Consider the following 15,291-nt stretch of genomic DNA (forward strand, 5'->3'; position numbering starts at 1 on the left):
CGGTCGGTTCTGAAGGGAGGACACCCAATTATGGCTCATGACTTAGTCATCAAAAACGGCACGGTGATTGACGGCAGCGGCAGCCCGGGATTCGCGGCGGATGTGGCGGTCGATGGCGACAAAATTACCGCAATTGGCAAGAACCTCGGTGGCGGCAAAAAAGAGATCGACGCCAAGGGCCACATCGTGGCGCCGGGCTTCGTCGACTCCCACACTCACATGGATGCGTTCGTCGTGCAGTATCCGAACGGCAACCCGGTGGTGAACTACGGCGTCACCAGCATCGTCATCGGCGACTGTGGCGCCTCCTGCGCGCCGGTGCCGCCCAAGCCAGAGCCGCGCAAAGTGCTGGTCGAATACCTGCGCCGAGTGCTCGACAAATATGTCGACGACAAAGACTGGCGCTGGAACACCTTCGGCGATTACTTGAACTATCTTGAAGGCAAAATCGCGATTAACTGTTTGCCGCTTATGCCCCACTCGCCGGTGCGCTTGACCGTCATGGGTGAAGCCGCCTACCAGCGCGCCGCCAACCGCGAAGAGTTGGACGCCATGAAGGCCATGGTGCGCGAAGGCATGGAGCTGGGTGCCATCGGCTTTTCCACCAGCCCGCGCGGCGGCCCAGCGATTCACGCCGGCACGCCGAGCACCTTTGCTGAGCACGACGAAATCATCGAGCTCGCCAACATCGCAGCGGAATACAACGGCTGCTTCCAGTTCAACGGCTTCCAGATGGTCTTGCAGCCGGAATCCGGCGTGCCCGAGATGCTCACCAAGATCAAAGCGCTGCAGATCGGCAACGAGTTCCGCGTCCGCCCCGGCGCCAAAGCAGCGGGCATGGCATCGATCAAGTACATGGAAGAAGCGCAGAAGCGCGGCCAAGATATCTACGGCGTCGTGATTCCGTACCAGCACATCCGCCGGTTTAACTTGGACGATTGCTTCCTGTTCAACGGCCTGCCGACCTGGGAAGCGATCAAAAACTCTTCCGACTTAAAAGCCAAGCTGCAGGACCAAGCAACGCGTCGCAAGATCGAGCAAGAGCGCATCGCCTGCCAGGGCAAGTTGGAATTCCCCGAATGGCACGGTTGGGACCGTGTGGTGTTCGAGCACTTGGAAAAACCCGAGTTGAAGAAACTCGAACAGAAGAATTTGGTCGACGTCGCCCGTCTCACCGAAAAAGAACCGGTCGACGCCTTCTTCGACCTCTGGATCGAAGACAACTTCAACTCGCAGATTCTCTATCACGGCTTGGCCAATGCCCATCCCGAGCTGCTCGCCGAAATGATCAAGTCCGACACCAGCCTGATCGGCACCGACGTAGGCGCCCACTTGGATCGCTTCTTCTGGCATGGCGCGCCGACGAAAATACTCGGCTACTGGCGCCGTGAGAAAAATCTCATGAGCCTGGAAGCCGCGGTGCACAAACTGACCGGCTACCCGGCGAAGAAGCTGCGCCTAAACCGCGGCCTCGTGCGCGAAGGCCTGCCGGCCGACTTGACCGTCTTCGATGCCGACAAGATCGGCGATCTAGTCAGCGAAAAACTGCCGGACATGGTCGACGCCAACGAAGTCCGGCGCCATCCGCCAGGAATGAAGGCGGTTGTCGTCAATGGCACGACGGTCGTAGAAGACGGCCAGAACCACGACGTCTTCCCCGGCAAAGTGCGCCGCCAGCAGCTCTGCATTAACTAGTTCACGCTATCGATCCTCTTCCCTCTTACTCCGCCCTCTCCCGCTGGGAGAGGGCGGGAGGACGGCGAATCTTTCGAATCGTTCACAGCCTTACGAGAGAATCACTATGGTAATCAAAACCTGCGCCATCGACATTCATCATCACTACATCCCTGAAATGCTGCTCGAAGAAGCCAAGAAACGCGGCCAGCACTTGGGTGTCACACTCACGGAAAAAGACGGCAACCGCTCGCTCTCCTTCGCCGGCGGCCCGCCGTTCGTCCTCCATCCCGAGCTGCCCGCCATCGATGAGCGCTTGAAGATGATGGCCGACTCCAAGCTCGCCATGGCCGCGCTCGAAGCGCACACCGCGACGCTGGGCTATCGCCTGAGTGGCGAACAGGGCGAGAACTGGTGCAACGTCTACAACGACGGCATTGCGGAACTAGTAAAAAAATATCCCGACCGCTTCGTCGGCATGGCCTCCGTGCCGCTGCAAGATCCGGTGCGCGCCGCCAGAGTGTTGGAGCGCGCCGTGCGCGACTCGAAATTCAAAGGCGGCTACATCGGCACCAACGTCAACGGCGACTATTATGGCACGGATAAATATGACCCCTTCTGGGCCAAAGCCCAGGAACTCGACGTGATGATCGTCATGCACCCCGAAGACGTCGCCGGCGCCGACAAGATGAACCCGTATGGGCTAAAGCTCATCTGCGGCAACCCCGCCGACAGCGCGTTGTGTTTCGGCTACATGACCTACAGCGGCATGTTCGATCGCTTTCCCAATCTAAAACTGTGCATCCTCCACGGCGGCGGCTTCTTCCCCTACCACCTCGGCCGCTTCGACCAGGGCTGGAAAGTCCGCGCCGGCTCCCGCGCCGCGCAGGCCAAGATGCAACCCAGTGCCTATCTGAAAAATATCTACTACGACGACATGATCTACCGCTTGGACACGATCAAATATTTGATCGGCCTGGGCGGCATCTATCACATCATGGTGGGGACCGACTATCCGTATGACTTGGGTGATTGGGACGCCGCGAAAAAAGTCGAGCAGCTCGACATTCCGGATGCCGATAAGATGCTGCTGCTGGAAGGCAACGCCAAACGTTTGCTAAAGCTGTAGACTCTGTGCCGTACGCGGGGCGACCGAGCGGTCGCCCCTTTTTCGCCGAACCGTCTGTGCTGCGAGCCATTCGATTCCGACTATCGCCAAGCCCTGGATTGGCTGGCACAAAAGCGCTTGCCCTCTATCTCTTCAGTCAGTCCGACGACACCCTCAACGCCAAAGAACAGGGGCTGCCGGTGCGAATCCTCGACACTAGCCCGAATTATTCATGCGACGAGGAAAACCCATGACACTGTGTCGATCGAAGTGGAACTCTGGAGGAGCGAAGCCATCAGCGCAAATCGTTCGGTTTAATTCGCCGATGCTTGGCATCTCTTCGACCTTTTCACTGCGATTCGCAGAGCAGCGACCGCCGGTCGCCCCTACAAGGCGGCGTCGAAGCGGATATCTGTTGCCTTCGCTCCGGAAGAGTTTCACTTCGATCGCGCCGCAGCGATGAATAGTCCGGGCTAGCACATTGAAAGAAGGCGCCGGTCTCGACGCCATCGGCGGCACTTACAGCTTGATGGACAAACCGGCCGACCCCATCTTGGTCGTAACAGCGCTATGGGTCTGTAGCCTTGTTTCACTTGTCGTTAACCATGCGCGCCTGACGGGTCGCGCCCATAACACAATCACGCTTGTATCCCTGCACGGCTGCGCTAGTCTGGCAGCTAACCCATTACTCAGGAGAGCTTAATGGCCGACCCTACCCTTGTCTGCCCGCAATGCAGAAATGAAATCAAGCTAACCGAGTCGCTCGCCGCGCCGCTGCTCGCCGACGTGCGCCGGCAGTTCGAGCAGCGCCTGGCCATGAAAGACGCCGATGTCGCCAAGCGCGAAAAGGCGATCCAGGAGCGCGTTGTCGCCCTGCAAAAAGAAAAGGAATTACTCGACCAACAAGTGGCGCAACGGATGCAGCAAGAACGCACCCGCATCGCCGCCGAAGAGCAGAACAAAGCCAAGCTCGCCCTCGGCAACGATCTCGCACAGAGAACCAAAGAAATCACCGAGCTCCAAGAAATACTGAAACAACGAGATGCAAAATTGGCGGAAGCCCAACAGGCGCAAGCCGAGGTTTTGCGCAAACAACGTGAGCTGGAAGACGCTAAACGCGAGATGGAACTAACCATTGAAAAGCGGGTGCAAGCCGATCTGGCAATCGCCCGCGAGAAAGCCAAGAAAGACGCCGAAGAAGAACTGAAACTCAAGGTTCTGGAAAAAGACCAGACCATTACCGCTATGCAGAAGCAGATCGAAGAGCTCAAGCGGCGCGCCGAGCAAGGCTCGCAGCAATTGCAAGGAGAGGTTCAAGAGTTGGAGCTAGAAGCGCTGCTCACGTCAAAGTTTCCTCGCGACACCATCCAACCCGTGCCCAAGGGCGAGTTCGGCGGCGACGTGCTGCAGCGGGTCGTCGGCCCGGCCAATCAGGTGTGCGGCACCATATTATGGGAATCGAAGCGAACCAAAAACTGGAGCGAGGGCTGGCTGCCCAAGCTGCGCGAGGACCAGCGCGCGGCCAAGGCGGAGATCGCGATCATCATTAGCCAAGCGCTGCCCAAGGACATCGAAAGCTTTGGCTTCATGGACGGGATCTGGGTCGCCGATCCGAAAGTCGCATTGCCGGTGGCCTTATCACTGCGCCAAACCCTGATCGAAGTCGCCGGCGCGCGGCAAGCATCACAGGGTCAACAAACGAAAATGGAAATGGTCTATCAGTATCTAACCGGCCCGCGCTTTCGCCAACGCATCGAAGCCATCGTCGAGGCTTTCTCGTCCATGAAGGACGATCTTGATAAGGAGCGCAAAGCGATCAACCGCCAGTGGGCCAAGCGCGAGGAACAAATTGAGCGCGTCATGCAGGCCACCGTCGGCATGTACGGAGACTTCCAAGGCATCGCGGGACGCAACCTCGGCACGATCGACAGCTTGGAGTTTCAAGGGTTATTGGAAGGTCAAGTGGACAACACTGAGCCCGAGCCACAGCAGGGGTTGTTCAAGTTAAAATAAATTCACTCTGATGGGATGTACACTTACGATGCTTGACAAAAAAGTGCTCACACAAACACTGGCCGCGTTCACAATTTTCACCGCAACGGCACCTGCGTGGACGCAGGGGCGCCTCGACGCCGACTCCCTGAGACTATGGGGCGGCGCCTATTCAACCAACTGTGCGAACTGCACAATCAAGTTTTACGAAAAGCTCGGCTTTGCCATGACCGGCCAGATCACACCTTATCGAAACGACGCCACGCTCTCGAACTACGAAATGGCGCGCGCCCTCCGCTAGCGCACGCTCTCCGTTGGCACGACAAGGTTTGACAGCCGTTTCGACGCGGACGTATAGTCCAACTAGCCTCAATCCACTGAAAAACCGCAAGAATGCTTCGACCGGCTCAGCATGAACGGATTCTCGTTGGACGATTTCAACTCCGATTCCGTTCGTCCTGAGCTGGTCGAAGGACTCCGAGTGGATTTCAGCCGCATAACTTTCAATCTGGAGGAAAAATGAGCCGCTGGGCTGAAGTCGAAAAGCAGTTAAACGTGATGTGTAACGAGTGGTACCAGACACCGGAGATTCAGCGCATGCTGAAGGTGCCTCTCACCCCGGAGCGTCTCGCCTTTCGCCATTTGCACATGAGTTTTTTCAGTAATAACCGGCGCGACTGCTGGGCGGCGGTGGCGTCAAAGGCGCCGCTCGATGTCAAACGGGCGATTTGGGAGCACGAGAAGGAAGAGCTGATTTTCGATCCGCGCCTGGGCAAAGCCCATGTCACCGAAGAAGACCTAGGGACAAAGAAAGAGTCGGACATGATCCCCGGCGCCCGCGCGGCGTTCTACGCCTGGTTTCACTGCGCGCGGGAAACACCCTGGCTTGAAGGCCTCGCCTGCTCGCACATCCTCGAACGGCGCAACAACGACCAGATCGTCACCGGCGGCACGCTTACCCAGCGATTAGTGGAACGCCAAGAAAAAGAATTGGGCATCAAGAAAAAACAGCAAGACATGAACGTGCAAGTGCATCTGATCGCCGACGTCGACCATACCGATTTGCTGCAGGAAGTTTTTCACCGCCACGTCGTCGATCATCAAACCGTGCAGCAAGTGCTGCGCGGCGCTGAAGAGTCGCTTGCCATCGAGCGCTGTTTTCACGGCGCGGTAGCGAGCGCCATGGCGGAGATGGACTGATCGGAATCGGTTTCGGGTTTCGCGTTGCGAGTTTCGGGTGTTTCGGATGGCAGATTTGACTTATGTTCAGAGCAAGAATTTGTTCCTTGTCACCCTTCCGTAGTTCATTTCGTGAACAGGCGATAAATCACCGAGATCTCAAATGCAAATTCGTCACGGCCTGATCAGCGCCGACTCCCACATCGTCACCGATAAGAATGCCTTCCTCGATCGCATGTCGAAGGCGAAGTTTGGCGACCGCATTCCGCAAATCAAAGAGGCAGAAAACAAAGGCCAGCAAGTCGATCGCTGGTTTGTCAACGGCAAGCCGCTGCGCACGCGCGGGGTGGTCAACTGCCCCGCGGTGATGGGCGATCCCGATCGCAATCTCTATCCGCAGCGCTGGGATGAGGTCCCATCGAAAGCTTGGATACCTGCGGAGCGACTCAAGGCGCTCGATGCTGACGGCATCGACGCTGAGGTTCTCTTTCCCAATGACCCCAGCTCGTTTCATCAATATAACGATCGCGAATTCGAGCTCGCCTGCATTCGCGCCTACAACGACTCGACGGCCGAATGGGCCAAGACCAGCGACCGGTTTATCGCGTTGGCGATGATTCCCCTGCTCTGCGGCATGGAGACCAGCGTCGCAGAAGTGAACCACGCGGCGCAGAGCGGCCACCGCGGCATTGTCATGTTCGCGCTGCCGAGCCTCATGGTCGAATCGCTACCGCACATCAGCGATCCCTATTGGTACCCCCTTTGGGAAGCATGCCAGGAGACGGAATTGCCGGTGCACTACCACGCGTCCGCCGGCCTGGCGCGCAAACTGACTTTTCCCGAATGGGACGGCTACACGCCCTATCAACAGCACGCGGCGTTCACCGTGCCGACGTCCGCATGGCCGGCGCAGATTATTCCGAACATGATTTTCTCCGGCATCGCTTATAAGTTTCCCAAACTAAAATCGGTCTTCGCCGAAACCGGCATCGGCGCGGTCAGCAGCGCGCAAGCCGCCTGCGATCACGAATGGGAACGGCGCCAGCTCTGGCGCCACGGCTTGGATCGCAAACCGAGCGAAGTGATTCGCGAGCAAGTTTATGTGAACTTCTGGTACGAAGAGGCCGGCATGGAGCTGCGCCACGCCATCGGCATCGACAACATCATGTGGGAGTCCGACTACCCGCACATCGCGTCGACGTACCCGGAGTCTTGGAAGTTTGTCGAGCGGTCGCTGCAGGGAGTCGTCGAAGACGAACGAAAGCAGTTACTCTACGGCAACGCCCAGAGGCTGTACCGGCGCTAGAAATTTCTTCGGAATGGCTCGCGCAGAGACGCTGAGGGCGCAAAGTTAAAGGACTTTGTAGGGGCGGGTCTGAGACCCGCCCTCCGAATCTCTTCGTAAGGTGCGCCGTGCGCACCAAGGCCCAAACCAAATTCTTGGCTCTTAACATGACACTACGAGAGTCTCTGATCAGCGCCGTCGATCACGTCATTGAACCACCGGACTTGTGGACCCGGCGATTGTCGAAAGTAAAATTCGCCGAGCGCATGCCACACGTTGAGAAACTTCCCGACGGCTCAGACTGTTGGGTCATCGATTGTCGCAAGTATCCCCTTTCGGAAACGCTCAACGTCGGCGCGCTGCTCAACGATCGCGCCATAGCGGCTACGCAATGGAGCGATGTTCCCAAAACTGCCTACGAGCCAGCAGCCCGCAGCGAAGCGATGGACCAAGATGGCATCGCCTATTCCGTTCTCTACCCGACCCTCGCCGGATTTTCCGGCGAGCGCTTCGGCGCTATTGCCGATCCAGAATTGGCGCTCGCCTGCGCGCAAGCATACAACGACTGGCTGATCGAGGAGTGGCACGCGAAAAATTCACGATTCATTCCGCAGAGCATCGTCCCTATTCATCCCATAGACGCAGCGGTCGGGGAAATCCGCCGCGCGGTTGGCCGGGGGCATCGCGGACTGATTTTTCCCACGGCACCCATGCAGCTTGGCACTCTGCCGCACATCAACGCTTCTGACTACGATCCCATCTGGGCAACTTGCCAAGACCTTGATGTACCCGTCTGCTTTCGCGCCGGCTCGACTCCGGACTTGTTTCAGTTCCCGCTGCCGCCCCATATCGCACCGGAGCTGGCTGCGGCCATGCGCGCGGCGATCCGCCCGGCGAGTGCGGTCTTCGACCTGACGAATATTCTGTTCTCGCGTATCCTATTGCGCTTCCCCAAGCTCAAAGTCATCTTTGCCGAAAGCAGCATCGGCTGGGGCACGTATTTACTCGAATACGCGGATCACCAATATGAACAAGACCACTGCAACTACGAGCTCAAGCCATCGGAGATGTTTCACCGCCAGTGCTATCTGACCGCCTGGTATGATGAAGTTGACATCAACTCACGCCACGTCGGCGTCGACAACATTCTCTGGGCGACCAATTTCCCCGCGGCGAACTCTACTTGGCCCGACACACGGCAATTCACCGATCGCCGTTTTGCGGGGATGGAAGACCACGCACGCCGGCGCATCCAACGCGACAATGCGGCCAAGCTCTACAAAATTGCGGCTTGAAGGAGAATCGCAGATGAGCGCTCTAGATGATTTCAACCGCGAACTGGCGGACAAACACCTGCTCGGCTTTTGGAACGCCGGCAATATTTCGGAGACCTACGAACCGAAAGCTTCCTACGAGCCCTGCATTTGGCGCTGGCAGGATGTCCATGGCGGCCTCATGAAAGCAGGCGAACTCTTGACCCTCGAACAAACGGCGCGCCGGTTCATCGGCTTTCACACACCCAATAAATTTCGCACCACCCACACCCTCGCGATGGGCGTGCAGCTCGTCAAACCCGGCGAAGTTGCCGAGGCGCATCGCCATACGATGGGTGCCATCCGTTTTGTCATCCTAGGCGGCGGCGCACAGACGACGGTCAACGGTGAAGCGTTTCCGATGGCAAAAGGCGATCTGATCACCACGCCGAACCGCACCTGGCATGATCACTTCAACGGTTCGAAGCAGCCCATCGTCTGGATCGACGGCACAGATTTACCGATGGTAAAATTTTTCGAGATCGGTTTCGGCGACATGTATCCAACACTGCAGCAAGAAGTCTCTAAGCCGCGTGACTACGCCATTCATGAGCTCGGTCCGGCGCGGCCCGCGTGGGTCAGCGCGGATTCGGTGCAACCCCCACCCTACCGCTACCGCTGGAAAGACACCGAGAAAGCGCTGATGGCGCTGGGCGAGCGCCCGGGCGATCCATGCGATGGCATTGTGCTGCGCTACATCAACCCGGTAACCGGCGGGCCTACCCTGCCAACGCTGTCTTGCGAAATTCACATGCTCCGCTCCGGCGAGCAGACCAAGTCTCACCATCATACGAGCAGCATGATCTACCACGTTTTCCGTGGCAGCGGTGTCACCACGATCGGCGACACAAAGTTCGAATGGAGCGAGGGAGACTCGTTCACAATTCCACAGTGGCTATGGCACAATCACGCCAATCGATCGAAGGACGCAGCGCTCCTATTTGTCATGAGCGATAAACCCGTGTTAGATGCCCTGGGGTTTTATCGGGAAGAGACTCGAGAATAGCAGTTTCAGGAACTCCCATCGAAGAAAGGTGGCGAAGTGCTATACAACGACGTGCGCGAGTGGATGGCCAAAGTCGACGAATTCGGTGAGCTCAGAACCGTCGAGGGCTGTGACTGGAAATATGAAATGGGCGCGGTGGCTGAAGTCTACGCGCGCAACCCGCCCTACTCGGCGATTCTCTTCGACAAGATCAAAGATTATCCCGCCGGTCATCGCGTGCTCGTCGGCGTGCATCATCAATCGCTCAAGCGCCAATGCCTGACGACGCATTTGCCGCTGGATTACAGCCGCGACCAATTTATTCAAGCCTGGCGCCAACGCTTGAACAATCCGACTTATATTCCGCCGCGCGTGGTCAACAGCGGACCAGTCCTGGAAAACGTCTGCGAAGGCAAGGATATCGACCTGCTGTCGCTGCCAGTGCCGCACTGGCATGAGGGCGACGGCGGGCGCTACATGGGCACAGCCCATCTAGTCATCACGCGCGACGTGGACGAAGGCTGGGTCAACATCGGCTGCTACCGCGTCATGGTGCACGACAAAGACACGCTGGCGCTTTACATCTCGCCCGGCAAGCAAGGCCGCATCATCCGGCAAAAATATTTCGATCAGGGCCGGCCCTGCCCCGTGGCGATCAGCTTCGGCGACGATCCGCTCATGCTAACCGCTGCGGCGAACAGCCTGCCCTGGGGCAAATCCGAGTATGATTACGCCGGCGGCATTCGCGGCCAAGCGATCGACGTGGTGCTTGGCAAGCACACCGGCCTGCCGATTCCCGCCTTCTCAGAGATATCCATCGAAGGTGAATGTCTGCCCGACCATCAGCGCCCCGAAGGCCCCTACGGCGAATGGACCGGCTACTACGCCAGCGGCGAGCGCACCGAACCGATCATCAAAGTGAAGCGGCTCATGCACCGCAACAACCCGATCCTCACCGGCGCGCCCTCGTCGCGCCCGCCTGCGGGCTCGGACGACACGCTGATCCGCTCGGCGTTTATCTGGGACCATCTGGAAAAAGCCGGCGTCCCCGACGTGCGCGGGGTTGCCTGCTTTCAGGGAAGATTTTTTACCGCCGTGTCGATCAAGCAGCGCTACCCGGGTCACGCAAAGCAGGCCGGCTTTATCGCCGCACAATGCGGCGCCGGCGCTTACCTTGGCCGCTACATAGTCGTCGTCGACGACGACATCGACCCGTACGATCTGAACGACGTGACCTGGGCCATGTGCACCCGCTCCGATCCGCAAGTCGACACCGATTTCATTCGCCGCGCCTGGAGCGGCCCGCTCGATCCAGTCATCCCCAGAGATCGCAAAGGCTTCAGCACCCGCGCCGTGATCGATGCGACGCGGCCTTATGAATGGATGAAGGATTATCCGGTGGTGTCGGGATCGACGCCGGAGATGAAAGAACAGGTTAAAAAGAAATATGGAAAATACTTTGCATAGGAAAAGACCGTAAAGGGTAAAGGGTGAGGGGTAAGGGGTAAGGGGTAAGGGGTAAGGGGTTTCGGATTCCGGTCGCCTGACCGCTTACGCTTCACCCCTAACGAGAAATGTAATCATGCGAAAATTTAGCTTTGTTGCATTCACTTTGTTGGGGGCGATCGCTTTCGCCACCTCCTCCCCTGCCCAACTCGTCCGCGTTGGCTACAGCGGCACGGGAGTCGCGAAGAATCTGCACAAGACCATCGAGCGCGCGGGATTGTGGAAAAAGCGCGGGCTCGATGTGCGGCTGATTTATTTCACCAGCGGCGCGACCATGGCGCAGGCGATGGTGGGCGGCGATTTGGACTTAGCCGACTCCGATGTGCCGGCGATGTTGAATGCCGTTTCCGCGGGTGCTTTGGACGGCAAGCTGATCAGCGTCTACGTCAACCGATTTCCGTTCGCCTTCGTGGTGCGCAACGACATTAAGACTTGGGAAGATCTGAAAGGCAAGCAAGTTGCCATCAGCCGCTTTGGCTCGTCTTCCGACGTAACGACTCGCATGCTGTTACGCCAACAGAATATCGATCCAGAAAAAGACCTTCGCATCATCCAGGCCACCGGCACCACCCGCGTGCCGGCGATGGTCGCTGGCCAAATCCATGGCACACTGCTCGGCACCTATGATGTCCCGGTGGTAACCGAGTCCGGTTGCTGTCGCGTCATGGTCGATATGCTGGAGCTGCCCATCGACTACGCCCGCTTTGGCCAAGCCACACCGACGGCGCTCTTGCGCACCAAACGAGAAATGCTCACGCGATTCGCCGAAGGCTTGATCGAAGGCATTTACGTTTTCAAAACCAACAAAGACCTGGCTCTGTCGGTGCTGCGCGCCGAAGGCATCAAAAGCCCGGAATTCAGTTATCCCCGCGTTGCCGCGGCGATGCGCGAGCGGCCGATGCCCGAAGTAAAAGGCGTGCAGGCCGTGATGGATTCGGTGAAAACAGCCAATTCGAAGATCACCCAAGCTAGAGACGTGATGGACGGCAGTATCGTCGAAGAGCTCGACAAGAGCGGGTATATTAAGAAATTGTACGGGAGATAAGCCATGGGTGAATCCCAAAACCTGCTCATGACCGAGTTTCTCTCCTGGGTTGCCACGCGGCGGCGAACATACGACGAAGCAATGGCCGCTTGGCAGAGCCATTGTCCGCGCGCGACGATCTGGGAAGATGCGATCACCGATGGATTGATCGAGCTACAGTCTGGCGGTCATGGTCACGACGCGGATGTGGTACTGACGGCCCGCGGCAAATCGTTCCTTGCTCGCCTTGACGGCCGTTGATGTTTCCTTCCACCCTGCTCTTCGGTGCCACGTCGATCCTCGGCTTCAGCATCGCCAACTTGTTTCCCCAGACCATTCTGCCGTTTGTCACGAGGGCCAATCGTTCGAAAGCAATCCGCACGTGGCCGGTCTTGAACCTTGAAGATCCTAACTGGCCGGCAACGGTCTTCGCCAAACATCAGCCCGACGTTTTGCTGCAGTGCCACGCCGTCTGCGATGTCCCGCGCTGCGAAGTCGCGCCCGAGTGGGCGCGCGAGGTCAACATCGTTTATCTCAAGCGTGTGATTGACGCGTTGCCGGACAAGACGAAGCTTGTCTATGTATCTTCGGATCATGTTTTTGGCGGTGACGGCGTCTACGATGAAGCATCGGCCCCCTGTCCCATCAGCGTCTACGGCCGCACCCGCGTCGAGGCCGAAGAGATGGTTTTGCAACGTGCGGGCTCCCTCGTGATCCGCGGCGGCTTGACAATTGGCCCTTCGCCCAACGGGCGGACGGGTCATTGGGACTGGCTGCGCTATCGCATCGGCAAGAACCTGCCGGTTACCATCGTGCACGACGAATATCGGTCAGTCGTTTGGGCGGATGATTTGGCGCTACGCGTGATGCAATTGGCCGAGAGCGCTGAAACAGGCGTTCGCCATGTCGCAGCCACGCGAGCGATTTCTCGCGTCGAGCTAGCCGACCATTTGCTAAGTGTCTTCGGCAAATCTGCGCACTACCGGCGCGAAAGCCGCTTCGAGCGTAGCGCCCCCCATCTTGGCAGAGTCGAGTTGGCGAGCAGATATCGCGGTGAGCTTTACAATCCTCTCTCCTGCGTGCTTGATAGTCCGCGCCCAGTTACACTGTCCGATCCGATCGCTGACGCACTATGAACCGGGCTTGGCAAACGTTTGTCCTAGCAGCGCTCGCCAGTGCGGCTATCTGGGCTCTGACGCCATGGCTGTCCGACCAGCGCGAGCCGTGGGACGTTGCCGGCATTTTCTATTACGCGGCCCTATTTATTGCCGGATTGATCGCGGGACTGCTCCAGCCCAGACCGCTCTGGGCTCACTACTTTGGCTCAATCGCCGGCCAAATCGGCTATGAGCTTATTTTCCTGCGCGTTGGGCCATTGCTTGTTATCGGTGCGATCCTGCTGTTCTTCTACTGCGTTTTCTACCTAGTCGGAGCCTACATCGGAGGCTACGTTCGCAAACGATTAAAGCGCCAAACCGGCAACGACGGCACGTAATCCCCAATCCAAAATCCAAAACCTGTGGAGAGCGAAGTCGAACCATCGAAAATCCAAAATTGCTTACTCTAGTCCTAACACTCGCGCCGGCACCTTCTGCGCCATGGTTTTCACTTCGTCGACAGTCATGCCGTGAAACAGCAGTTGCCCGACGAAGGCACGAAACGTATCGGCGGGCAAAGTGCCAAACGCCTGGCCGCCGTCGACGGTCATAGCACAGCGGTCGACGCCGACGCCGCGCGCTGACTCGATCAGCGGTTTGGGATTTAGTCCTGGACGCCATACCAACTCGATCGCCGCGCCTTGGTCCGCCATCCGTCGGCGCAGCTCGAGCGGCGTGTCGTCGCGCACGTGGCTGACGACGATACGCTTGATGCCGTGGCGCTCGGCTTCGGCGACCAGCTCCAGATGCTCCTCGACCGAAACATGGCCCGTCGCCACGACCATGTCGTTGGCTTTGGCGATGTCGAGGATCTCGTGCATCTCCGGCAAGAGCTTGCCTTTGTCATCGACGATGACGAGACCTGGCCGGCCGCGCAAGCCCACCGGCGGCCGCGCTTCCGAGCCGCCACTGCGCCGCCCCGACGCGTGGTACTCGGCGTTCCAGGTCGGTGCGAACAAAACTTTACAGCCAATTTTTGCGCCGACTTCAACCGCAAAGGGATTCAAACCGCCGAGGGAATAGTTCAGCACCACGGTGCCAAACAGACTGACCTCGGGAAACATCGGCTGAATGGTTTTCACCAGCGCCCCCGTGGGCCAGTGATGGCTCTTCATCACGACCGCGCGCATGCCCGCTTCTTTGGCTTGGCGCGCTGTGCCGATGCCGTCCAACCGGCGCGCCACGGCGAGGTCGTTGGTCGGCGGCATGTCGGGACCGAAATGGACATGCATGTCGATGGCACCGTGCATGACTTGGTCGATGACGGCAGCAAAGTTTTCCTGGGTGAGCATTCTGAGTTCCTTTCCTTTAGTGCTAGCTTACGCGCTCCATAGCAGATTCCCACCGCCCCGAAAAGCGACATCTTGTTGCCCCGTCGACGCAGTGGTAAAAACAAACCAGAAAATGACCGCGCCAAATAATGACGAACATTTTCTTTGCCTGCGCGCCTCGCCCGGCAAAATGGACGCCCTCTGGGCCGGCGGCTGGCGCCACTTCGGCATCATCTTTGTCCGCTACCGCACCGCGCTGCACGGCGATAAGTTATACACGGTATTGCCATTGCGCGTCGACGTGCAGCGCTTTCGCTTAAGCCGCAGCCAGAAGCGAGTGCTGGCAAAGAACCGCGACATAGAAGTGGTCCTGCGCCCCTCCTTCGTCGACCGGGCAAAGGAACGGCTATTCGCCAACCATCGAGTGCGCTTCAACGACAATGTTCCCGACTCGTTGTTTAATTTCCTCTCGCCCAACCCCGCAGAAGTTCCCTGTCCAAACTTAGAGCTTTGCCTCTACCGCGCCGGCCAATTGCTCGGGGTCACCTTTCTCGACATTGGCGAGCAGGCGACCTCGGCGGTCTACGCCATCTTTGACCCCAAGGAAACCCAGCGCAGCCTCGGCATTTTCATGATGCTCCGCTCCATTGAGCTGTCGCGGGAGCGCGGCTGCCGCTACTACTATCCCGGTTACGCCTACCGCGAGCCCTTCACTTACGACTACAAGAAGAACTTTTCCGGTCTGGAGCACCTCGATTGGGAGCGCGGCTGGCTGCCCTATCGCCCAAGCGAATAGC

15 protein-coding genes are annotated in these 15,291 nt (G+C 58.3%); 14 read left to right on the forward strand and 1 reads right to left on the reverse strand.

Features of this window, described 5'->3' with window-relative positions:
* Nucleotides 1–30: 30 nt before the first annotated feature.
* The 13 genes from FJ145_05465 (at nucleotide 31) to FJ145_05525 (ending at nucleotide 13,561) form a co-directional block, all read left to right on the forward strand.
* Nucleotides 31–1,695, forward strand: a complete 1,665-nt coding sequence (locus FJ145_05465; protein ID MBM4260876.1) for an amidohydrolase family protein — start codon at nucleotides 31–33, stop codon at nucleotides 1,693–1,695.
* Nucleotides 1,696–1,801: 106 nt separating this feature from the next.
* Entirely contained in the window at nucleotides 1,802–2,803 is a 1,002-nt protein-coding gene (locus FJ145_05470; GenBank protein MBM4260877.1) for an amidohydrolase, read from the forward strand.
* A gap of 681 nt (nucleotides 2,804–3,484) precedes the next feature.
* Nucleotides 3,485–4,795: a DUF2130 domain-containing protein gene (locus FJ145_05475; GenBank protein MBM4260878.1), complete on the forward strand. Its 1,311-nt coding sequence runs from the start codon at nucleotides 3,485–3,487 to the stop codon at nucleotides 4,793–4,795.
* A 28-nt stretch (nucleotides 4,796–4,823) separates the two neighbouring features.
* Nucleotides 4,824–5,075, forward strand: a complete 252-nt coding sequence (locus FJ145_05480; GenBank protein MBM4260879.1) for a hypothetical protein — start codon at nucleotides 4,824–4,826, stop codon at nucleotides 5,073–5,075.
* A 218-nt stretch (nucleotides 5,076–5,293) separates the two neighbouring features.
* Nucleotides 5,294–5,974 (forward strand): hypothetical protein, encoded by a 681-nt coding sequence (locus FJ145_05485; protein ID MBM4260880.1) that lies wholly within the window; start codon nucleotides 5,294–5,296, stop codon nucleotides 5,972–5,974.
* Nucleotides 5,975–6,116: 142 nt separating this feature from the next.
* Nucleotides 6,117–7,259, forward strand: coding sequence for an amidohydrolase (locus tag FJ145_05490; GenBank protein ID MBM4260881.1), 1,143 nt, complete (start codon nucleotides 6,117–6,119; stop codon nucleotides 7,257–7,259).
* A 146-nt stretch (nucleotides 7,260–7,405) separates the two neighbouring features.
* Nucleotides 7,406–8,533, forward strand: a complete 1,128-nt coding sequence (locus tag FJ145_05495; GenBank protein MBM4260882.1) for an amidohydrolase — start codon at nucleotides 7,406–7,408, stop codon at nucleotides 8,531–8,533.
* Nucleotides 8,502–9,557: a cupin domain-containing protein gene (locus FJ145_05500; GenBank protein MBM4260883.1), complete on the forward strand. Its 1,056-nt coding sequence runs from the start codon at nucleotides 8,502–8,504 to the stop codon at nucleotides 9,555–9,557. Before FJ145_05495 ends, FJ145_05500 begins: the two co-directional genes overlap by 32 nt.
* Before the next feature lie 36 nt (nucleotides 9,558–9,593).
* Nucleotides 9,594–11,003, forward strand: coding sequence for a UbiD family decarboxylase (locus FJ145_05505; GenBank protein MBM4260884.1), 1,410 nt, complete (start codon nucleotides 9,594–9,596; stop codon nucleotides 11,001–11,003).
* Nucleotides 11,004–11,118: 115 nt separating this feature from the next.
* Nucleotides 11,119–12,087: an ABC transporter substrate-binding protein gene (locus FJ145_05510; protein MBM4260885.1), complete on the forward strand. Its 969-nt coding sequence runs from the start codon at nucleotides 11,119–11,121 to the stop codon at nucleotides 12,085–12,087.
* Between the two features lie 3 nt (nucleotides 12,088–12,090).
* Nucleotides 12,091–12,327 carry a hypothetical protein gene (locus tag FJ145_05515; protein MBM4260886.1) on the forward strand — a complete coding sequence of 79 codons (237 nt, stop codon included), beginning with the start codon at nucleotides 12,091–12,093 and terminating at the stop codon, nucleotides 12,325–12,327.
* On the forward strand, nucleotides 12,327–13,202 hold the full coding sequence (locus tag FJ145_05520) for a sugar nucleotide-binding protein (GenBank protein ID MBM4260887.1): 876 nt from the start codon (nucleotides 12,327–12,329) through the stop codon (nucleotides 13,200–13,202). The genes FJ145_05515 and FJ145_05520 overlap by 1 nt, the downstream gene beginning before the upstream one ends.
* Complete coding sequence (locus FJ145_05525; protein MBM4260888.1) at nucleotides 13,199–13,561, forward strand: hypothetical protein; 363 nt, start codon at nucleotides 13,199–13,201, stop codon at nucleotides 13,559–13,561. Before FJ145_05520 ends, FJ145_05525 begins: the two co-directional genes overlap by 4 nt.
* 63 nt (nucleotides 13,562–13,624) lie before the next feature.
* Here the strand turns inward: FJ145_05525 and FJ145_05530 are convergent, their stop codons facing one another.
* Nucleotides 13,625–14,515: a hypothetical protein gene (locus FJ145_05530; protein ID MBM4260889.1), complete on the reverse strand. Its 891-nt coding sequence runs from the start codon at nucleotides 14,513–14,515 to the stop codon at nucleotides 13,625–13,627.
* A 169-nt stretch (nucleotides 14,516–14,684) separates the two neighbouring features.
* Here FJ145_05530 and FJ145_05535 point away from each other — a divergent pair, with 169 nt between their 5' ends.
* Nucleotides 14,685–15,290 (forward strand): arginine-tRNA-protein transferase, encoded by a 606-nt coding sequence (locus FJ145_05535; GenBank protein MBM4260890.1) that lies wholly within the window; start codon nucleotides 14,685–14,687, stop codon nucleotides 15,288–15,290.
* Nucleotide 15,291: the final 1 nt, after the last annotated feature.

It is taken from the genome of Deltaproteobacteria bacterium (genome assembly GCA_016874755.1).
GTDB lineage: Bacteria > Desulfobacterota > Binatia > UBA9968 > UBA9968 > DP-20.